Source organism: Nocardia sp. NPDC052001 (genome assembly GCF_040680615.1).
Classification (GTDB): domain Bacteria; phylum Actinomycetota; class Actinomycetes; order Mycobacteriales; family Mycobacteriaceae; genus Nocardia.
Genome location: NZ_JBFAXC010000006.1, coordinates 352,385 through 376,694, shown reverse-complemented (window position 1 = coordinate 376,694; position 24,310 = coordinate 352,385). Strand labels below are relative to the sequence as shown.

1 protein-coding gene (only partly in view) is annotated in these 24,310 nt (G+C 69.1%); it reads left to right on the top strand.

The window, feature by feature from the left end:
* Positions 1 to 24,310 carry the 3' portion of a non-ribosomal peptide synthase/polyketide synthase gene (locus AB0L82_RS28065; protein ID WP_364642623.1) on the top strand. 4,331 nt of this gene lie to the left of the window's left edge, so the window shows 24,310 of its 28,641 coding nt (coding positions 4,332-28,641); its start codon lies off the left edge, out of view; the stop codon is at positions 24,308 to 24,310.

Below are 24,310 nucleotides of genomic sequence, written 5' to 3'. Positions count from 1 at the left end.
TGCCCGCTACCTCGCCGAAACCGTCGCCGCGCACGGTGTCACGCTCACCGATTTCGTGCCATCCATGCTGTCGGTCTTCGCCGCCCACGCCGAGGCGGGCGAACTCGATTCCCTGCGTGCGGTTTTCGTCGCCGGTGAAGCGTTCCCGCCGGAGACCGTCGCGGCGTTCCGCGCGGTCTGCGACGCCGATCTGCACAATCTGTACGGCCCCACCGAGGCGGCGGTCACCGTCACCTACCGCGAGGTGGGCGATGAGCCGCACGCGGTCCCCATGGGTGAGCCGGAGTGGAACACCCAGGTCTACGTCCTGGATTCGCGCCTGCGCCCCGCCCCCATCGGCGTCCCCGGTGAGCTCTATCTGGCCGGTGTGCAGCTGGCGCGCGGCTACCACCGCCGCGTCGACCTCACCTCGGATCGCTTCGTGGCCAACCCCTTCGGGTTCGGCGGCGAGCGCATGTACCGTACCGGTGATCTGGTGAAGTGGACCCAGGACGGTGAACTGGTCTACCTGGGCCGCATCGATTTCCAGGTCAAGTTCCGCGGCCAGCGCATCGAACTCGCCGAGATCGAGACCGCGCTGCTGACCGCCCCCGAGGTGGCGCAGGCCGCGGTCCGGGTGATCGCTGGCGATACCGGCGACTACCTCGCCGGATACGTGATCCGCACGGCCGGAACCGAACTCGACATCGAGGCGCTGCGCACCCGCCTCACCGCACTGGTGCCCGCCTACATGGTGCCCACCGTCATCGTGGAGCTCACCGAGTTCCCGCTCGGCACCAGCGGCAAGCTGGATCGCGGCGCACTGCCCGTTCCGACCTTGACCGCCAAGCGTTTCCGCGCCCCCGTCGATGCCGCGCAGCGCCTGGTCGCCCGCGTCTTCGGTGAGGTGCTGGGCCTGGAGCGGATCGGCCTGGACGACGATTTCTTCGCCCTCGGCGGCAGCTCGCTCTACGCCACCCAGGTCACCGCCCGCGCCGGAGCCGAACTGGGCGTGCGCATTCCGGTGCGCACCCTGTTCGACGCGGGCACCGTGGCCGGTTTCGCCGCGGCCGTCGGCGAATTGGCCGGTGCCGCAAGGCGTCCAGCGCTGGTCCCGCAGCCGCGTGTCGACCGCGTCCCGCTGTCCTCCGCCCAGCAGCGGCTGTGGTTCCTCAATCGCCTGGAGAGCGAACAGGAACTCCCCAGCAGCTACAACCTGCCGATCGTGCTGCGCCTGTCCGGCCGGCTCGATGTGACCGCGCTGGAGCAGGCCATGCTGGACCTGCTGGCCCGGCACGACGCACTGCGCACCTACTTCCCGGACACCGAATTCGGCCCATACCAGAAGACCCTCGATCCCGCCGATGTCGGTCTCACCCTGAACCCGGTTCCGGTCCGCGAATCGGAGATCGTCGCCGCCGTCACCGCCATCGCCGAGGCCCCGTTCGACGTGGTCCGCGAACTCCCCTCGCGTATCGCCCTGCTCGTGGTGGATCGCGGTGCGGACGCGCCCTTCGACTCCGATGAGTACGTGCTGGTCATCGTCCTGCACCACATCGCGGGCGATGCCCTGTCCATGACGCCCCTGCTCGGCGATGTGGTGCGCGCGTACACCGCCCGCCTGGCCGGACAGGCCCCCGGCTGGGAGCCGCTGGCCATCCAGTACGCCGATTACAGCCTGTGGCAGCGCGCGCTGCTCGGCTCGGACATCACCCCCGGCGATCTGGCCCACCAGCAGCTGGAATTCTGGCGCGACACCCTCGCCGGCCTCCCCGCCCAGCTGGCCCTGCCCACCGACCGCCCGCGTCCCGCCCAGCCCCGGAACACCGGTGGCGCAATCGATTTCGAACTCGGCCCGGATATCCTCGCCGCCCTGCGCGATCTCGCCGCCACCCGGCAGGCCACCCTGTTCATGGTGCTGCACGCCGCCTTCGCGGCCACCCTGGCGCGCCTGGCCGGCAGCACCGATATCGCCATCGGCACCCCCGTCGGCGGCCGTGGCGAGCGCGAATTGGACGCGCTCATCGGCATGTTCGTCAACACCCTGGTGCTGCGCACCGAGGTCGACCTCGCCGCCCCCTTCGCCGAACTGCTCACCCGCGCCCGCGATACCGATCTGGCCGCCTTCGCCAATGCCGACCTGCCCTTCGAGCGCCTGGTCGACGATCTGGTGGTGGACCGCTCCACCGGCGCGCATCCGCTCTTCCAGGTCATGCTCAGCTTCGGCGAAGACCGCGGCACGACAACGGATCTGACGCTCCCCGGCCTGACCGTCACGCCCGTGGAACTCCCCGACTCGGTAGCCAAGTTCGATCTCCAATTGGTCATCAACGAGCGTTCCACCGTCCCCGGCGACGCCCTCACCGGCAGCCTCCGCTACGCCACCGAACTGTTCGACCCGGCCACCGCGACCGCCCTGGCCACCCGCCTCACCCGCGTCCTGGCGGCGGTGGCCGCCGACCCGACCGTCCGCGTCGGCGATATCGACCTCCTCGACGCCACCGAGCGGGAGTTGGTTCTACACGGTTGGAACGACACCGCCACCCCCGTCGACACCACCGCGACCCTGGTCTCCCTCTTCCAGGCCCGCGCCCTGACCAGCCCCGACGCCCCCGCACTCGAATTCGAGGGGACAGTCCTGTCCTACGCCGAATTCGCCGCCCGCGTCAATCAACTGGCCCGTTACCTGGTGGCCCAGGGCGTCGGCGCGGAATCATCGGTGGCCCTCGGCATGCGCCGCTCCCTGGACCTGGTGATCGGCATGTACGCCATCATCACCGCCGGCGGCGCCTACGTCCCACTCGATCCCGATCACCCGGCCGACCGCACCCGCTACATCGTCGAGACCGCGCGCCCGGTGTGCGTGCTGACCTCCGGCTACGACCTGAAACAGGTTGCGGCACAGCAGGTTCGCATCGACACCCTCGACCTGTCCGGCTATTCCGATGCCCCGCTGACCGATGCCGAACGGGTCACCCCGCCGCGGCCGTCGAATACCGCGTACATCATCTTCACCTCCGGTTCCACCGGTCGCCCCAAGGGCGTCGCGGTCTCGCACGCCGCCATCGTCAACCGTCTGGTGTGGATGCAGGCCCGGTATGGCCTGACCGCCGCCGATGTGGTGCTGCAGAAGACCCCCGCGACATTCGATGTCTCGGTGTGGGAGTTCTTCTGGCCCATGCAGATCGGGGCCCGACTAATCGTGGCCAGGCCGGACGGGCATCGCGATCCGGCGTATCTGGCCGAACTCATCGCCGCCCGCGGTGTCACCGTCGCGCATTTCGTGCCGTCCATGCTGGCGGTGTTCGTCGCCGAGCCCACTGCCGCCGAATGCGATTCGCTGCGTATGGTTTTCGCCTCCGGTGAGGCGCTGCCCGCGCCGACGGCGCAGCAGCTGCGCGCGCTGACCGGTGCGGCGCTGCACAATCTGTACGGCCCCACCGAGGCCGCCGTCGACGTCACCCATCACGAGGTCACCGATGCCGATGCGGTGTCGGTGCCGATCGGCGCGCCGGTGTTCAACACCCGGCTGTTCGTCCTGGACGCGCGCCTGCACCCCGTTCCCGTCGGCGTTCCCGGCGAGCTGTACCTCGCCGGGGCGCAGCTCGCCACCGCGTACGCCGCCCGCCCCGATCTGACCTCGGATCGCTTCGTGGCCAACCCGTTCGGCGCGTCCGAGCGCATGTATCGCACCGGTGACCTGGTGAAGTGGAACGCCGAAGGTGAGCTGGAATACCTGGGCCGCACCGATTTCCAGGTGAAGCTGCGCGGTCTGCGCATCGAACTCGGCGAGATCGAATCCGCCTTGACCGCACAGGATTCCATCGCACAGGCGGTGGTCGTGGTGCGTTCCGACCACAACACCGGTGACCGCCTGGTCGCCTATCTGGTACCCGAGGCCGATGCCCGCGTCGAGATCGATCTGCTGAAGATCGCCCTCGATCAGCGCTTGCCCGCCTATATGGTGCCCGCCGCCTTCGTGGTGCTGGACGCGCTGCCGCTCAATGCTTCCGGCAAGCTCGACCGCCTCGCGCTGCCCGCGCCCGTGCTCGCCTCCCGCGCCTTCCAGGCTCCCGCGACCCGGGCCGAGCGCATCGTCGCCCGCATCTTCGGCGAGGTGCTCGGGCTGGAAGCCCCGGTCGGGGCCGGGGACGACTTCTTCGAACTGGGCGGCAATTCGCTCATCGCCACCCGTCTGGTGGCGCGACTCGGCGCGGCCCTGGACACCCGGGTGCCCTTGCGCGCGCTGTTCGAGCACAGCACGGTCACCGCGCTGGCCGCCGATGTCGGCGATCACGCCGGTGCGGGCGCACGGCCCGCGCTGGTCGCGGGTCCGCGCCCGGATGAGATCCCGCTGTCGCTGGCGCAGCGCCGCATGTGGTTCCTGAACCGCTTCGACACCGAATCGGTCGTCGACAATATTCCGCTCGCGGTGCGGCTCACCGGCGCTCTCGATGTCGATGCGCTGCTGACCGCGGTCGCCGATGTGGTGGATCGGCACGAGGTGCTGCGCACGATCTATCCCGAGACCGCGACCGGGCACGGCGTGCAGGTGATCCTGCCCTCCGGACGGGGGCTGCCGGACCTCGGACCGGAACCGGTCACCGCGGCCGAACTGCCCGCCCGCGTCCGTGAGCTGGTGCTCGCCGGATTCGACGTGACGGTGGAGGTTCCGGTGCGCGCCCGGCTGTTCCGGGTGACCGACGCCGAAACGCCCACGTACGTCATGGCGCTGGTGGTGCACCACATCGCCGGCGACGGCTGGTCCGTGCATCCGCTCGCCCGCGATATCATGGCCGCCTACACCGCGCGCACCGAAGGCCGTGCGCCGCAGTGGAATCCGCTGCCGGTGCAGTACGCCGACTACGCGCTCTGGCAGCGCTCGGTGCTCGGCTCCGAGGACGATCCGGATTCGATCATCGCCCAGCAGGCCGCGTACTGGTCCGGCGCCCTGGCCGGCCTGCCGGATCAGCTGGAACTGCCCGCCGATCGCCCTCGCCCGGCCGTTGCCTCGTATCGCGGTGATGTGCACGGCTTCTCGATCGACGCCGAGCTGCTGGACGCGCTGAACGGCCTGGCCCGCAGGCACGGGGCCAGTCTGTTCATGGTGGTGCACGCCGCCTTCGCCACCCTGCTCGCGCGGCTGTCCGGACAGGACGATCTCGCCATCGGCACCCCGGTCGCGGGGCGCGGTGAGGCGGTGCTGGACGACGCGGTCGGCATGTTCGTCAACACCCTGGTGCTGCGCACCGCCGTCGATTCCGGCGCCACCTTCCCCGAGCTGCTGGCCCGGATCAAGGACGTCGACCTGACCGCGTTCGAGCACGCCGAACTGCCCTTCGAGCGGCTCGTGGAACTGCTCGATCCGGCCCGATCGCAGGCCCGGCACCCGCTGTTCCAGGTGATGCTGTCGTTCCAGAACACCGGCAGCACCACCTTCGAGGTGCCCGGTCTGGACGTCACCGGGCTGCCGGTGGAGGTGGCCTCGGCCAAGGTCGACCTGCAGCTCAACTTCTCCGAGGTGCCCGGTGTCGACGGCCTCGCCGCCGAATTCACCTATGCCACGGATCTTTTCGACGCCGACACGATCGCGGCCATGGCGGACCGCCTGCTGCGCGTACTACACGCCGCGATCGCCGAGACCGGCGAGCCGATCGGCGATATCGAACTGCTGCGCACCGCCGAGCGCGATCTGGTGCTCTCCGAATGGAACTCCAGCACCGTCGAACTCCGGTCCGCGCTGCCCGAGAACGCCGCGGCGACCCTGGTGTCGCTGTTCGAGGCGCAGGCCCTGACCAGTGCCGACGCACCCGCGCTCAGCTTCGACGGGACAACTCTGTCCTATGCCGAACTCGCCACCCGGGTACACCGTCTGGCCCGCCACCTCATCGCCCAGGGCGTCGGCCCGGAAACCACCGTCGCCCTTGCCATTCGGCGCTCATTGGACCTCGTCATCGCGATGTACGCGGTGCTGGAGTCCGGCGCGGCCTACGTCCCGCTCGATCCGGATCAGCCCGCCGACCGCATCGAATACGTGCTGGACACGGCCCGACCGGTCGTCATCCTGACCACCGGTCGCGATGACTTCCAGGCCAGCCGCTTCACCCCGGTCCTGGCGGTCGATGCCCTCGACCTCACCGGATACCCGAGCACGCCGATCGTCGATGCGGAACGCCGCACCGCGCTGCTGCCGTCGCACCCCGCGTACGTCATCTTCACCTCGGGTTCGACCGGTCGCCCCAAGGGTGTCGCGGTGGAGCATCGCGCCATTGTGAACCGTCTGCTGTGGATGCAGCACGAGTATCCGATCGACGCGAATGACGCTGTGTTGCAGAAGACTCCGGCGACGTTCGATGTGTCGGTGTGGGAGTTCTTCTGGCCCTTGCAGACCGGTGCTCGTCTGGTCGTCGCCAAGCCCGATGGCCACCGCGATCCGGCTTACCTCGCCCGGGTCATCGCCGAAGAGGGCATCACCACGGCGCATTTCGTGCCGTCCATGCTCGCGCTTTTCGTCGCCGAGCCGACGACGGCCGAACGTACCGCGCTGCGTCAGGTATTCGCCTCCGGTGAGGCCCTGCCCGCCTCGACCGCGCAGCGCCTGCGCGAGTTGACCGGTGCCCGCCTGCACAACCTGTACGGCCCCACCGAGGCCGCCGTCGACGTCACCTTCCACGAGATCGCCGACACCGACACCCTGTCCGTGCCGATCGGCCGCCCGGTGTGGAACACCCGGCTGTACGTGCTGGATGCACGGCTGCACCCGGTGGCCCCCGGTGTCGCTGGTGAGCTGTACCTCGCGGGCGATCAGCTCGCCCGCGGCTACCTGGGCCGCCCGGACCTGTCCGCGGATCGTTTCGTGGCCAACCCCTTCGGCACGTCCGAGCGCATGTACCGCACCGGTGACCTGGTGAAGTGGAACGTCGAGGGTGAGATCGAATACCTCGGCCGCACCGATTTCCAGGTGAAGCTGCGCGGTCTGCGCATCGAGCTGGGTGAGATCGAATCCGCTTTGACCGCACAGGATTCCGTCGCCCAAGCGGTGGTCGTGGTCCGCTCCGACGACCGCCTCGGTGACCAGCTCGTCGCCTACCTGGTCCCCGTGGATTCCGCCGCACCGGCCTCGACCGAGGTGAGCTCCACCGGTGCGGGCGTTGTTGACGGCGTATCTGTTTCGGCGGCCGCCACCGATCGCGTACGGGTGGAACAGGTGCGTGCCGCGCTGGCGGATGTGCTGCCCGGGTACATGGTTCCGGCCGCGTACGTGGTGCTGGATGCCATGCCGCTCAACGCCTCCGGCAAACTGGACCGCAGGCAGCTGCCCGCGCCGGTGTTCGAGGCCAAGGCGTTCCGCGCGCCCGCGACTCCAATTCAGGAGATCGTGGCGGGCACCTTCGCCGAGGTGCTCGGCGTCGAGCCCGCGCTGGGTTCGGTCGGTCTCGATGACGACTTCTTCGGGCTCGGCGGCAATTCGCTGCTCGCCACCCAGGTGACCGCCCGATTGTCGGCCGCCGTCACCGCCGAGCTGTCGGTGCGCGATCTGTTCGAGGCGTCCACCGTCGTCGCGCTGGCGGCGCTGCTGGAATCCCGTGCGGGCGCGGGCAGCAACCGCCCTCCGCTGGTGGCGGGGGAGCGTCCGGCCGAGCTGCCGCTATCGCTGGCGCAGCAGCGCATGTGGTTCCTGAACCGATTCGATCCAGAATCGGCGGTGGACAATATTCCGCTGGCCGTGCGGTTGCGTTCGGACACTGCGGGTTTCGGCGCGCTGGACACCGAGGCGCTGCGGCTGGCCGTCGGTGATGTGATCGACCGGCACGAGGTGCTGCGGACCGTCTACCCGGCCACCGAGAGCGGTAATGGCGTTCAGGTCGTGCTGCCGCCCGGGCAGTCGATCGGCGATCTCACCCCGATCCCGGTGACCGAGGACGAACTGGCCCGTCGCATTGCCGGACTCGTCGGCACGCCGTTCGATGTAACATCCGAGATCCCGGTGCGCGCGGCGCTTTTCACCCTGTCCTCGGGTGCCGAACATGTGCTCGTGGTGGTCCTGCATCACATCTCGGGCGACGGCTGGTCGCTCGGCCCGCTGGCCCGCGATGTCATGGCCGCCTATGCGGCGCGCTGCGAAGGGCAAGCGCCGCAATGGAATCCGCTGCCCGTGCAGTACGCGGACTTCGCACTGTGGCAGCGTGCGGCACTGGGCTCGGAATCCGATCCGGAGTCCGTCCTCGCGCGTCAGCTCGACTACTGGAGCGATGCGCTCGCCGCCCTGCCGGACGAGCTGCGGCTCTCCACCCGCCCGCGCCCGCCGGTGGCTTCGGGACAGGCCGGTACGCACCGGTTCGAGGTGCCCGCCGATGTGGTGACCGCACTGCATCGCGTCGCGCGATCGCACGGCAGCACGCTGTTCATGGTGGTGCACAGCGCCTTCGCGGCGCTACTGGCCCGGCTCAGCGGCAGCGACGATATCGCCGTCGGCATTCCGGTCGCCGGACGCGGTGAGCAGGCACTGGACGCACTGGTCGGCATGTTCGTCAACACCCTGGTCCTGCGGGCCCGGGTCGACACCGGCGCCACCTTCACCGAACTGCTGCAGTCGGTGCGCGATCGCGATCTGCAAGCCTTCGCGAATACCGATGTGCCGTTCGAGCGTCTGGTCGAGGCGCTCGACCCGGCTCGCTCCCAGGCCCGGCATCCGCTGTTCCAGGTCATGCTGTCCTTCCAGAACCAGGGCGGCACCGCCCTCGAACTGCCGGGCCTGGCCGTCACCGAATACCGCCTGGATCAGCAGGGTGCGAAGTTCGATCTCCAGCTCGCACTCGGCGGTGGCACCGATTCGGAGCCGATGCGCGCCGAACTCGTCTACGCCACCGACCTTTTCGACGCCGAGTACGCGGACTCGTTCGGACGCCGTCTGCTGCTCATGCTGGCGGCGGTCGCGGCCGATCCGGCCGCCCGCATCGGCGATGTGGAACTGCTGGACGCCGCGGAGCGGTCGCGGGTGCTACACGGCTGGAACGACACCGATGCCGACCTGTGGCTGGAGGGCGTCGCCCCCACCCTGGTTTCGCTGTTCGAGGCGCAGGCCGCGCGTTCGGAACAGCGCACGGCGGTGAGCTTCGACGGGACGGGTCTGTCCTACGGCGAATTCGCCGAACGGGTGAACCAGCTGGCCCGGCACCTCATCGCGCACGGTGTCGGACCCGATTCCCTTGTCGCCCTGGGCATGCGCCGTTCCCTGGATCTGGTCGTCGGCATGTACGCCGTGCTTACCGCCGGTGGCGCGTACGTGCCGCTGGATCCGGATCAGCCCGCCGAGCGCATCGAATACATTCTCGCCACCGCCGACCCCGTCGCCGTACTGACCTCGGGTGCGGATCTGTCCATCGATACCGCGCAGGTGCGCATCGACCTGCTGGACCTGTCCGGCTACGCGGCCGATCCGATCGCCGACGCCGAACGCCGCCGCCCGCTGCGCGCGGACAACATCGCCTACGTCATCTTCACCTCGGGTTCGACCGGGCGCCCCAAGGGTGTCGCGGTGCCGCACTCGGCGATCGTGAACCGCCTGGTCTGGATGCAGTCCGAATACCGGCTGGCCGCCGATGACGTCGTGCTGCAGAAGACCCCGGCCACCTTCGACGTCTCGGTCTGGGAGTTCTTCTGGCCGTTGCTGACCGGCGCCCGCCTGGCGCTGGCCAAGCCGGAAGGTCATCGCGATCCCGCCTACCTGGCCCGGATCATCGCCGAGGAGGGCGTCACCACGGCGCATTTCGTACCGTCCATGCTCTCGGTGTTCGTCGCCGAGCCGGGTGTGGCCGAATGCGTTTCGCTGCGTATGGTTTTCGCCTCCGGTGAAGCCCTGCCCGCCCCGACCGCACAGCGACTGCGCGCGCTGACCGGAGCGGCGCTGCACAATCTGTACGGTCCCACCGAAGCCGCCGTCGACGTCACCTATCACGAGGTGACCGACGCCGACACCGTCACCGTGCCCATCGGCGGCCCGGTGTGGAACACCCGGGTGTACGTACTGGATTCGCGCCTGCACCCGGTGGGCGCCGGTATCGCGGGTGAGCTCTATCTCGCGGGCGACCAGTTGGCCCGCGGCTACCTGGGCCGTCCGGAGCTGTCCGCGGACCGCTTCGTCGCCAATCCGTTCACCCCCGGCGAGCGCATGTACCGCACCGGTGACCTGGTGGTCTGGACCGCCGACGGTGAGCTGGAATACTTGGGCCGCACCGACTTCCAGGTCAAACTGCGCGGCCTGCGCATCGAACTGGGTGAGATCGAGGCGGCGCTCACCGCGCACGACTCCGTCGCCCAGGCGGTGGTGGTGCTGCGTTCGGACGTGCGCACCGGCGATCTGCTCGTCGGCTATGTGGTTCCGTCCGCGGCCGGGTCGGTCGATGTGGCAGCCCTGCGCACTCACCTGTCCGCGGCGCTGCCGTCGTACATGGTGCCGTCGGCCCTGGTGGTGCTGGAATCCTTCCCGCTCAATGCCAACGGCAAGCTGGACCGCAACGCGCTACCCGCTCCCGAGATCACCGCGGCCACGTTCGAGGCCCCGGACGGTGAAGTCGAGGCGCTGGTCGCGGCGATCTTCGCCGATCTGCTCGGCGCGGAACGAGTCGGCGCGGGCGATGACTTCTTCGCCCTCGGCGGCAATTCGCTGATCGCCACCCAGTTGGCGGCGCGCCTGTCCAAGGCCATGACCACGCCGGTGCCGGTGCGCACCGTCTTCGATGCCGCCACGGTGCGCGAACTCGCCGCCCGGGTGACCGCGCTCGCGAACGAAGCGGATGCGAATCTGCCACTGCCCCCGCTGGTTTCGCAGCCGCGCGAAGGCCGCATCCCGCTGTCGATCGCACAGCAGCGGATGTGGTTCCTGAACCGCTTCGACGCACAGGGCGGCGGCTACAACATCCCCTTCGCCCTGCGTTTGACCGGTGCGCTGAACGTGCCCGCGCTACAGGCCGCCATCGCCGATGTGATCAACCGGCACGAGACGCTGCGCACCCTGTACCCCGAGCGCGACGGCGAGGCCGCACAGCTGATCCTGCCCGCCGGAACGCATCTGGTGGAGCTGGAGCCGGAGACCATCGCCGCGGCCGAACTCCCCGCACTGGTGGAATCGGTGTCCGCCACCGTTTTCGACGTCACCGTGGAGGTGCCGATTCGGGTGCGGCTGCTCGAACTCGCCGATGAACACCCGCAGACGCACATCCTGCTGTTCGTGGTGCACCACATCGCCGCCGACGGCTGGTCCTTCGCACCCCTGGCCCGGGATCTGGCCAAGGCGTACGTGGCCCGCTGTGCCAATACCGTCCCGAATCTCGGTGTGCCGCAAGTGCAGTACGCGGACTACGCGCTCTGGCAGCGGGCCGCGCTCGGAGCGGTCACCGATGAACACTCGGTGCTGGCCCGGCAACTGCGCTACTGGAAGCGTCGCCTGGCGGGCGCGCCCGAGCTGCTCACACTGCCCACCGACCGTCCCCGCCCGGCCGTGGCGAGCACCCGCGGCGCGGCGCTGCTCGGCACCCTGGACGCCGAATTGCATTCCGATATCGTGGAATTCGCGGCGGAGCACCGGGTGACCCCGTTCATGGTGCTGCACACCGCATTGGCCGTGCTGCTGGCCCGGCTGTCCGGAAGCGCCGATATCGTCATCGGCACCCCCGTCGCGGGTCGCGGCCAGCAGGAGCTGGACGAGCTGGTCGGCATGTTCGTCAACACCCTGGTGCTGCGCAGCGAGATTCGCCCCGGCGCTGCCCTGGGTGAGGTGCTGGCGCAGGTGCGCGATACCGATCTGGCGGCCTTCGATCACGCCGCTCTGCCGTTCGAAGCACTCGTCGACGCGCTGAATCCGGCACGCTCACAAGCACATTCGCCGATCTATCAGGTCGCGTTCACGCTGCAGAACCACGCCAAGCCGGAGTTCCGGTTGCAGCGGCTGTCCATCACCGGCCTCGACGCCGGGGTGCCGCCCATCCAGTTCGATATGGACTGGACCCTGCACGAGCATTTCGCCGACGGTGTGCCCGCCGGACTCGACGTGCACGTGCACTATGCCCGAGATCTGTTCGACGAGAACACCATCGGCGAATTCCTGGTCCGCTACGAGCGGGTGCTGCGCGCCCTGCTCACCGATCCACGCACCACCGCCGCCGATGTGGAACTCATGTCGGTGGCCGAGCGCGGCGTGGTGCTATCGGACCGCAACGCCACCGCGCGGATGATCCCGCGCGAAACCCTCGCCGATCTGCTGGACCGGCGCGCCGCCGTCGATCCGGCGGTGACGGCCGTGGTGCTCGAGGACGAAACCCTGAGCTACGGCGAACTGGCCGCCCGCGCGAATCGACTGGCGCGCTGGCTGATCGGCCAGGGGGTCGGCCCGGACGATATCGTCGGCGTGACCGCGCAGCGTGGATTCGATATGGTCATCGCGCTGTACGCCGTGGTCGCGGCGGGTGCGGCCTATCTGCCGGTGGACCCGGCGCATCCGGCGGATCGCCTCGCGCACATTCTCGGCACCGCCGAAACCACCCTGGTGCTGGCTGTCGACGAGCTGCTCCCGCCCGTGCTGGACGGCGTGCGCACCGTAACCGTCGCGGATCTGGATCTGAGCGGCTACGCGGACACACCCGTCACCGATGCCGAGCGGATCGTGCCGCTGCGCCCGGACAACCTGGCGTACGTGCTGTTCACCTCCGGCTCGACCGGTCTGCCCAAGGGTGTGGCCACCAGCCACCACGCCATCGTCAACCAGCTGTACTGGCTCGAACACCGCTACGGCGTCACCGCCGCCGACCGCATCATGCAGCGCGCGCCGCTGTCCTTCGACGTCTCGGTGTGGGAGTGCTTCCTGCCCGCGCTGGTGGGCGCGCCGCTGGTGCTGCTGAAGCCCGGCGGGCACCTGGACCTGGACTACCTGGCCGGGAAGATGCGCGAGCACGGCATCACCATCGCCGAGCATGTGCCGTCCGTGCTGGCGGCCCTGGTCGCCGAGGGCCAGGGGTCCGCACTGGGTTCGTTCCGGCATCTGCACACCGGTGGTGAGGCGCTGCCCGCCGAACTGCTCGCCGCGCTGCGCGAGCACGTCGGCGGTGCGGTGCACAACGCCTACGGACCCACCGAGGCCGCCGTCTCGACCATCTACCACGAATTCACCGACGCCGATCCGGATCACGAGGTCGCCATCGGCCGCCCCAACTGGAACACCCGCGCGTACGTGCTCGACGCCCGGCTGCGCCCGGTGCCGACCGGCGTCATCGGCGAGCTGTACCTCGCCGGTGATCAGCTGGCCCGCGGCTACCAGGGCCGCGGTGCGCTCAGCGCGGAACGCTTCATCGCCGATCCGTTCGGCGTGCCCGGTGCGCGCATGTATCGCACCGGCGATCTGGTGCGCTGGAACCGCTCCGGTGATCTGGTGTACCTGGGCCGCAACGACTTCCAGGTGAAGTTGCGCGGTCAGCGCATCGAGCTCGGCGAGATCGAGGCGGCCCTGCTGACGGCCGCCGATGTCGCCAATGCCGCTGTGCTGCTCGCCAAGGACTCCGCCGGCACCGATGCCCTGGTCGGATACGTCTCCGGCCCCGGTCTTTCCGCCGAAGCGGTACTGGCGCATATCCGCGAGCAGTTGCCCGCGTATATGGTGCCCGCGCACCTGGTGGTGCTCGACGATATGCCGCGCACCAGCGTCGGCAAACTGGACCGCAAGGCCCTGCCGCCGGTCGAATTCACCGCCGCGGCAACCGTTTTCCGCGCACCGCGGGAAGGCTCGGAGTCGATGCTGGCCGGACTGCTGCACGATCTGCTCGGCGGCGATCCGATCGGCGCCGAGGACGACTTCTTCGACCGGGGCGGTAACTCGCTGCTGGCCATGCGTCTGGTGGCGCGCGTCAACGCGGCCTTCGGCTGCGAGATCGGCGTGCGCGAGATCTTCGAGGCCCCGACCGTTGCCGAACTGGCCACCCGGGTCGCGGGCGGTGGCCGCACCCTGCCGCCGCTGACCGCGGCGCCGCGGCCGGATCGAATCCCGTTGTCACTGGCGCAGACTCGTATCTGGCTGCTGAACCGCCTCGATCCGGAATCGGCCGCGTACAACATCCCGGCCGCCATCCGGCTGATGGGCGATCTCGACGTTCCCGCATTGCGCGCCGCCCTCACCGATGTGATGACCCGGCACGAGGTGCTACGCACCATCTACCCGATGGACGCCGAGGGCGAGGGCCACCAGGTGATCCTGCCCGCGGGCACCGCCATCGAGTTGCCGGTCGAACTCGTCAGGGGTTCGGTGCTGCCGCGCATCTACGAATTCGGTTCCACCGGTTTCGATATCACCGCCGAACTGCCGATGCGCGCGGTGCTGCTGCGCGAATCCGAGCACAGCACCGTGCTGGTCGCGGTGCTGCACCACATCGCCGGTGACGGCGCGTCCATGGATCCGCTGCTGCGCGATGTGATTCTGGCGTATCTGGCGCGCACCTCCGGGTCCGCACCGCAGTGGGAACCGCTGGCCGTGCAGTACGCCGATTACGCCCTGTGGCAGCACGATGTGCTGGAAACGGTTGCCGCACCGGAACTCGCGTACTGGCGCGAACAGCTCGCCGGGCTGCCGGACGAGCTCCCGCTGCGCACCGACCGGCCGCGTCCGGCGGTCTCCTCCTATGCGGGCGCGGTGGTGCGCGGTCGCATCGGCGGCGATGTCGGCGAACGAGTGCGCGCGGTTGCCAAGCGGCACAACGCGACTCCGTTCATGGTGTATCACGCCGCGCTGGCCGTACTGCTGGCCCGGCTCTCGGGCACCGAGGACGTCGCGATCGGCACCCCGGTCGCCGGCCGCGGCGAGGCCGCCCTGGACGACCTGGTCGGCATGTTCGTCAACACCCTGGCGCTGCGCACCCGCCCGGCCCTGGACCGCTCCTTCGCCGACCTGCTGGCCGAGAGCCGGACCGTGGACCTGGCCGCCTTCGCCAACGCCACGGTGCCGTTCGAGCGCGTGGTGAACGAGCTCGGTGTCGAAACCAATCGGTCCCGGCATCCGCTGTTCACGGTGACGCTGAACTATCTGAACCTGGACGGCGATACGCACGGCGTGCCCGGACTGGTGCTGGAGAACGTCGAATTCGACGACACCATCGCCAAATTCGACCTCACCTTCTCCATCGGCGATGAACTCGACGATGACGGCCATCTGATCGTCGAGGTCACCTACGCCACCGATCTGTACGACGAGGCGACCGCGGCGGATCTGCTGCGCCGCTTCGGCCGGGTGCTCGGCGCGGTCACCACCGATCCGGCGGTGACCATCGGCGAGATCGAACTGCTGGCTCCGGTGGAGCGTGCCGAACTGCTGGCCCGGCGTGGCCCGCGGGCGCTGCCGCCGCGCACCCTCGCCGAGCTCATGCGTGCCGCGGTCGAGCTGAATCCCGAAGCGACGGCGCTGATTTCGAGCGGTGCGACGCTCACCTACGGACAGCTGGACGAGCGCTCCTCGCGGCTGGCCCGGTTGCTCATCGGCTTCGGCGTCGGCGCGGAGGATTTCGTTGCCGTCGCGGTGCCCCGCTCCATCGACTCCGTGGTGGCGCTGTGGGCGGTCGCCAAAACCGGCGCGGCCTTCCTGCCGGTCGACCCCACCTATCCGGCCGAGCGCATCGCCTACATGCTGACCGATTCCGGTGCCACCCTCGGGCTGACGCTCACCGCGCATGTGGAACAGCTTCCGGCGCAGGCGACCTGGATCGTGCTCGACGGCGAATCGCTGTCCCGCGATCTGCTCGCCTTCGATGCGAACCCCATCGCGGACACCGAACGGGTACGCCCGGTGCGCATCGGCAACGCCGCCTGGATGATGTACACCTCCGGTTCCACCGGCCGCCCGAAGGGCGTGGTGGTCAGCCACGCCGGTCTGCCGGGCGTCGCGGCCATCCATCAGGAGCACGCGCCGACCTCCGCGTCGGCCCGCGTCCTGCACCGGGCCTCGCCCAGCTTCGACGCCTCGCTGATGGAACTGCTGATGGCCTTGCCGGTCGGCGCGGCACTGGTCATCTCGCCCGCCGACGTCTTCGGCGGCGAAGAGATGAGCGAACTCATCCACCGTCAGCGGGTGACCCACGCGCTCATCACCCCGTCGGTGCTGCAAACGCTCGATCCGGAGCGACTGCGCGGCCTGCGGCACCTGTCGGTCGGCGGCGAGAGCTTCGGCCCGGAACTGGTGGAACGCTGGGGCGGCGGCCGCGATCTGTACAACTCGTACGGGCCGACCGAGGTCACCATCACCACGCATATGAGCTCGCCGCTGCGGCCGGGCGACGGTGTGGTGCTGGGCGGGCTCGCGCACGGTCTCGGCGCGGTGGTGCTGGATGCCCGGCTGAGCCCGGTGCCGGACGGCGCGGTCGGCGAAATGTATCTGCGCGGACCGGGATTGGCGCGCGGCTATCACGGTCGCGCCGATATCACCGCGGACCGCTTCATCGCCGACCCGTTCGGCGAGCCCGGCGGGCGGCTCTACCGCACCGGTGATCTGGTGCGCTGGGTGCGGCGCTCGGTCGGCGGCATCAGCTACCCGGTGCTCGAATACCTGGGCCGCTCCGACGATCAGGTCAAGGTGCGTGGTCTGCGCATCGAACTCGGCGAGATCGACACCGTGCTCACCACCCATGAGAGCGTCGATTTCGCGGTCACCATCGGCCACACCGGTCGGTCCGGCGATATCTCGCTGGTGTCCTACGTGGTGCCCGCACCGGGCCGCGTCGTGGACACCGAAGAGTTGCGCGCCTTCGCGGGCCGCTCGCTCATCGCCTATATGGTGCCCGCCGCCATCATGGTGATCGACGCCATTCCGCTCACCCCGACGGCCAAACTGGATCGAAAGGCGCTGCCGGAACCGGTATTCCGCACCGCGGAGTTCCGGGCCCCGGTCACGGTCGCCGAACGAGCCATCGCGACCGTCATGGCCGAATTGCTCGGCGCCGCCGATCCGGTCGGACTGGATGACGATTTCTTCGCACTCGGCGGCAATTCGCTGAGCGCGGTGAAACTTTCGGCCCGGTTGTCCGCGCGCCTCGGTGTCGCGGTGGCCATGCGCACCGTCTTCGAACATCCGACCGTGGCCGGACTGGCCGCCGTCATCAGCACCTCCGGCGAAATCGTCGCGACCGGTCCGGAGCTCGTGTCGCGCCGCGAGCAGGGCCCGGTGCCGCTTTCGCTGGCACAGCGGCGCATGTGGTTCCTGAACCGGTTCGACGGTGAATCGGCGGCCTACAATATGCCGCTCGCCATCCGGCTCACCGGTGAGCTGGACATCGCCGCCCTCGACGCGGCGTTCGCCGATGTGGTGGCCCGGCACGAGGTGCTGCGCACGCTGTACCCGCTCACCGAATCTGGTCCGGTGCAGGTGATCCTGCCCGCCGCCGAGGCGCGCGGGCCGCGGCTCAGCCCGATTCCGGTGGCGGCGAGCGAATTGCTCACCGTCGTCAGTGAATTCGTTTCCGAGGGCTTCGATGTCACCGCCGCGGTGCCGCTGCGCGCCCGGCTCTACCTGCCCTCGGATGCCGCGGATGAGCACGTGCTGGTCGTGGTGCTGCACCATATCGCCGCCGACGGCGCCTCCATGGCCCCGCTGGCCCGCGATGTCATGGCCGCCTACGCCGCCCGGCACGCGGGCGCCGCGCCCGCGTGGGAGCCATTGCCGGTGCAGTACGCGGATTACGCGCTCTGGCAACGGGATCGGCTCGGCTCCGAAGACGATGCCCAATCGCTGCTGGCACAGCAGCTGCGGTTCTGGACCGAGGCCTTGGCCGGGCTGCCGGATCAGTTGGAGTTGCCCGGCGATCGACCGCGCCCGGCGGTGGCTTCCACCGTCGGCGACGGGATCAATTTCGGCATCGACGCCGGGCTGCACGCCCGGCTCGCCGAACTGGGCCGCGCCCAGGGCGCGACGCTGTTCATGGTGGTGCACGCGGCCTTCGCGCTGCTGCTGTCCCGGTTGTCCGGGAGCGCCGATATCGCGGTCGGCACACCGGTCGCGGGTCGCGGTGAGGACGCGCTCGACGATCTGGTCGGCATGTTCGTCAACACCCTGGTGCTGCGCGCCGAGATCGATCCCGCGCTCGGCTTCAGCGACCTGCTGAACCAGGTCCGCGCCCGCGATCTGGCTGCCTTCTCGCACGCCGACGTGCCGTTCGAGCGCCTGGTGGAGGTGCTCAACCCGGAGCGCTCCACCGCCCGGCATCCGCTGTTCCAAGTCGGCTTCTCGTTCAACAACACCGAGCCCGCCGCCTTCGAACTCGACGGATTGCGCGTCGGCGCGGTCGATTTCGAGACCGCCATCTCGCAGTTCGATCTGCACCTGGTGGTCGTGGACCGCTATGACGCGGACGGCACGCCCGCCGGACTCGCGGTCTCGCTCACCTACGCGACCGCGCTGTTCGACGCGGATACCGTCGCCGGATTCGCCCGGCGCTTCGAACGGCTGCTGGCCACGGTGGTCGCCACCCCGGAGCTCGCGGTCGGCGCACTGGAACTGCTCGCGCCCGACGAGCGCGTCCGAATCCTGGAGTCCTGGAACGGCACCGCGCAGCCGGTCGATACCGAGGCGACCCTGGCCACCCTGCTGGACCGAGTTGTCGCCGGCGATCCGAAGGAGATCGCAGTCGTCGCCGATACCGCCACCGGGCGCGAGGAATTGACCTACGCCGAGCTCGACGCGCGGGTGAACCGTCTGGCGCGTGAGCTGATCGCGCGCGGTATCGGTGCGGAAGACCGTGTGGCGCTTGCCATCCGGCGTTCCACCGATCTTGTGGTCGCGATGTACGCCGTCGCCAAGTCCGGTGCGGCGTATGTTCCGATCGATCCGGATCAGCCTGCTGATCGCACCGGTTACATCCTCGAAACCGCCGCTCCGGCGGTGGTGCTGACCACCTCGCGGGACGGCTTCGAGCATGAATCCGCATCGGTAGCGCGTATCGATGAGCTGGATCTGTCCGGATACTCGGACGAGCCGATCACCGCTGCCGAGCGGGTGCGGGAGCTGACCTCCGCGAATACCGCGTACGTCATCTTCACCTCCGGTTCCACCGGCCGTCCCAAGGGCGTGGCGCTGCCGCATGCGGCGGTCGTGAACCAGTTGCTCTGGAAGGTCACCGAATTCGGCCTGGATCCGGCCGACGCGGTGCTGCTCAAGACCGCCGCCACCTTCGATCTCTCGGTGTGGGAGTTCTGGTCGGCCGTGGCCTGCGGTGGCCGCCTGGTCATCGCACAGCCGGACGGGCATAAGGATCCGGCGTATCTGAACGAGCTCATGGCCCGGGAGTGGGTGACCACCCTGCACGTGGTGCCGTCCATGCTGGACGCGCTGCTGGCGGACGGTCTGCCGGATTCGTTATGGCGCATCCTGGCGATCGGTGAGGCGCTGCCGGGCGCACTGGCCCAGCGAGTGCTGGCCGAGCGTCCGCGTACCGAGCTGTTCAACCTGTACGGTCCGACCGAAGCGGCGGTCTCGATCACCAATCACAGGGTCACCGATGCGGATCAGACCGCGGTGTCCATCGGCGCACCCGAATGGAACAGCCGGGTGTACGTGTTGGACGCACGGCTGCGTCCGGTGCCGGTCGGGGTCTCCGGTGAGCTGTACCTGGCGGGTGCGCAGCTGGCGCGCGGCTACTTCGGTCGCGCGGATCTGACCGCGGATCGCTTCGTGGCCAACCCGTTCAGCGCGGGCGAGCGCATGTACCGCACCGGTGACCTGGTGGCCTGGAATACCAACGGCGAGTTGGACTATCGGGGTCGTACGGACTTCCAGGTGAAGATCCGCGGTTTCCGCATCGAACTCGGCGAGATCGAGGCCGCGCTGCTGGCGCTGCCGGAGATCGCGCAGGTCGCGGTGCTGGCCAAGTCGGATCAGCGCACCGGTGATCGCCTGGTCGCCTACCTTGTTCCCTCCGACGCGAATGTCGATGTGGCTCAAGTGAAGTCGGTATTGTCGGCGATCCTGCCGTCGTACATGGTGCCTTCGGCGTTCGTGGTGCTGGACGCGTTGCCGTTGAACGTCAACGGCAAACTGGATCGAAAGGCGTTGCCCGAGCCCGAGTTCGAGACCACCGCCTTCCGTGCGCCGTCCACCCCGATCGAGGAGATCGTGGCGGGTGTGTTCACCGATGTGCTGGGCGTCGAGCGCGTCGGCGCGGATGACGATTTCTTCGCACTCGGCGGTAACTCGCTGCTGGCAACGCAGATCGTCGCCCGGATCGGCGCGGCCCTGGACAGCCGCATTCCGGTGCGCGCGCTTTTCGAGGCGTCCACCGTCGCCGGACTGGCCGCGAATGTCGCACGGCAGTCGGGTGCGGGTGACCGCCGGGCCCTGGTGGCCCGGTCGCGCCCGGCGGCGATTCCGCTTTCCCCGGCCCAGCAGCGCATGTGGTTCCTGAACCAGTTCGACACCGAATCCGCCGCCTTCAACGTGCCCATCGCGGTCCGGCTGTCCGGTGCGCTGGATGTGCCCGCGCTGCGGACCGCCATCGCGGATCTGATTGCCCGGCACGAGATTCTGCGCACCGTCTACCCGATGACGGGGGAGTCGGACGCCGTGCGCCCCGCCCAGGTGATCCTGGCCCCCGCGCAGGCGACCCCGGAGCTCGAACTGCGCGTCGTCCCCGGCGCCGAACTCGAGGCCGTACTCGACGAATTGGCCCGCATCACCTTCGACGTCACCGTGCAGGTGCCGGTCCGGGTGCTGCTGCTCGATATCGACGGCGCCGGAAACGATTACGTGCTCGCCATGGTCGTGCACCACATCTCCGGCGACGGTTCCTCGGTCGGCCCGCTGACCCGGGATCTCATGACCGCCTACGCCGCCCGTTCACGCGGTGTCCAGCCGGGCTGGACGGCGCTGCCCGTGCAGTACGCCGATTACGCCATCTGGCAGCGCGAGGTGCTCGGCGACGAAAGCGATCCGGAATCGCTGTTCACCACCCAGGTCGGCTATTGGAAGTCGGCGCTGGCGGGGCTGCCCGATCAGCTGGATCTGCCGTTCGATCGGCCGCGTCCGGCATCGCAGTCCCTCGAGGGCGGCAAGACGCCGGTGCTCATCGACGCCGAAACCCACCGTGCGCTGGTCGAACTCGCCCGCGCACAGGGCGCGACGCTGTTCATGGTGGTGCACACCGCCATCGCACTGCTGCTGGCCCGGTTGTCCGGCACCGGCGATATCGCCATCGGCACCCCGATCGCGGGTCGCGGCGAGGCCGCGCTCGACGATCTGGTCGGCATGTTCGGCAATACGCTGGTGTTCCGCACCGAGGTGGACGCCGCGGCCGCGTTCACCGAACTGCTGGCCCGCCAGCGCGAGATCGATATCCAGGCGTTCGCGCACGCCGACGTGCCCTTCGAGCGTCTGGTCGAGGTCCTCAACCCGGTGCGATCGACCTCGCGCAATCCGCTCTTCCAGGTCGGCCTGTCGTTCCAGAACCTGGCACGCACCCGGCTCGATCTGCCGGGGCTGACCGTCTCCGAGGTCGACTTCGACAATGTGATGGCGGCACTGGATCTGCACTGGATCCTGTCCGACGGGTACGAGCAGGACGGCACGCCCGCCGGTATCGCGGGCAATCTCGTATACGCCGGTGATCTGTTCGACGCGAGTACCGCGGTCGGGTTCACCGAGCGACTCGGTCGCCTGCTGGCCGCCATCGTGGCGGATCCGACCCGCCCGGTCGGTGATATCGATATTCTCGATCGCGCCGAGCTGGATCGAATCCTGCTGGGCCGTAACGAAACCCGACATGAGATCGTCGACGAGCCGCTGCTCGCCGGTTACCGCCGGACGGTGGCCGCGCATCCGGACGCGATCGCGGTGGTCTACGAGGGCATCGAGCTCACCTATCGCGAATTCGACGAGCGGGTCAATCGACTGGCCCGGTTGCTCATCGCCCAGGGTGTCGGAACGGAATCCGTTGTGGCGGTGGCGATTCGGCGCTCGCTGGATCTTGTGGTCGGACTCTATGCCGTGCTGTCGGCGGGTGGGGTGTACGTACCGCTGGATCCGGACCACCCCGCCGACCGCATCGCGAATATCTTCGACACCGCCCAGCCGGTCTGCCTGCTCACCAACACCGCCGACGCGGTGCGCGCGCCCGCGGGCGTTCCGGTACTGAACCTGGACGAACTCGAGCTCGACCGGTTCTCGGCCGCATCGGTACGGCCGGAGGAACTGCTGCGCCCCATCACCGATGAGAACCTGGCCTACATCATCTTCACCTCGGGTTCCACCGGCAGGCCCAAGGGCGTCGCCACCGGGCACTGGGCCATCCACAACCAGATCGAGTGGATGCTCGCCGAATATCCGATGACGCCGGCGGACGCGTATCTGTTCAAGACCGCGACCACCTTCGACGTCTCGCTGTGGAGCATCTTCATGACCATGCGGGTCGGGGCGACACTGGTGATCGCCGCGCCCGGCGGGCACCTGGACACCGCCTACATCGCGGATGTCATCGCGGCTCAGCGTGTCACGATGGTGGACTTCGTGCCCTCCATGCTCACGGTCTTCGCCGCGCACACCCCGGCGGGTTCGCTGACGACCCTGCGCGATGTGTTCGTCATCGGTGAGGCATTGCCGCCGGAGACGGTGACCTCGACACTGGCGCTGGGCGCCGGGGTGCAGGTGCACAACCTGTACGGCCCGACCGAGGCCGCGATCTCGACCACCTACTGGAAGGCGACCGGCGGCGAGACCCGCTCGGTTCCGATCGGCCTACCGCAGTGGAACACCCAGGTCTACGTCCTGGACGCGCGGCTGCGTCCGGTGCCCGCCGGGGTGCCCGGCGAGCTCTACCTGGCCGGCGACCAGTTGGCGCGCGGTTATGAGCGCCGACCGGATCTGACCTCGGATCGGTTCGTGGCCAACCCGTTCGGTGTCGGCGCGCGCATGTACCGCACCGGCGATCTGGTGCGCTGGAACGCCGCCGGAGCGCTGGAGTACATCGGCCGCACCGATTTCCAGGTGAAGTTCCGCGGCCAGCGCATCGAGCTCGGCGAGATCGAGATGGCGCTGCTGGCGCATCCGGCGGTGAGCCAGGTGGTGGTGCTGGTGGTGCCCACGGCGCTGGGCGACCAGCTCGTGGCGTACGCGGTGCCGGTGCCCGGCGCGGTCATCGACCCCGCCGGACTGCGGTCCACGGCGGCGGAGGCCCTGCCCGCCTACATGGTTCCGGCCCAGGTCATCGTGCTCGAGGCATATCCGCTCAACGCCAACGGCAAGCTGGAACGCCGGGCGCTGCCGGAGCCGGTCTTCACCGGCCGCGAATTCCGGTCGCCTGAAACCGAGCTGGAGATCAAGGTCTGCGCGGCCTTCGCCGAGGTGTTGAAGTCCGAGCGAATCGGCCTGGATGACAACTTCTTCGAGCTCGGCGGAACCTCGCTGGTTGCCGTGCAACTGGCGGCTCGGCTCAGTGCCGCTGTCGGTGAGCGGGTTCCGGTGACCTGGTTGTTCTCGGCTTCCACCCCGGCGGCCCTGGTCGCCGAATTGGAAAGGGCCACCGGCGGTCTGGGCGAGAGCGCCTTCCAGGTGCTGCTGCCGCTGCGCACCGGCGGATCCGGCGAACCGCTGTTCTGCATCCACCCGGTCGGCGGCATCTCCTGGTCGTTCGCCGGTCTGGCCGCACACCTGGACGAGGACCGCCCGATCTACGGTCTGCAATCGCCCACCCTGGCCTCGGATGTCCCGCTGCCGGCCTCCATCGACGAATGGGCGGCGCGGTACGTGCGGGAGATTCGCGCCGTACAGCCCGAGGGCCCGTACCACCTGCTCGGCTGGTCGCTCGGCGGCGTGCTGGCGCATTCGGTCGCGGTGCAGCTCCAGGCGCTGGGACAGGAGGTGCCGACGCTGGCCATTCTGGACAGCTGGCTCGGCGGGGACACCGAAGCCACCGGGCCGGTACGTATTCCGGTCGCCGAGGTGCTCGGCGGTCTGTTCGCCGGACAGGTCGAACTGGGCGACGGTGATATGGATCCGGAGGAGCTGGCCGAGAAGCTGGCCGGACTTCCCGAACCGTTCGCCTCCCTGGGCACGGACCGGCTGACCCGGATGGTGCGCACCGGTGTCGACTCGCTCGCGCTGATCGGCGCGTACCGGCCCGAGCGCTTCAAGGGTGAGCTGCGGTATTTCGCCGCCGCCCTTGATGATCCGAGCTGCACGGAAGGCGTGTCCACCTGGACCGACGCCATCGACGGCGTGCTGCACACCCATGCGGTGCAGGCCACGCACTGGCGCATGACCGAACCCGCGGCGCTGGCCGATATCGCCCGGGTGCTGAACCACTCTTCGAATCCCTTGTGA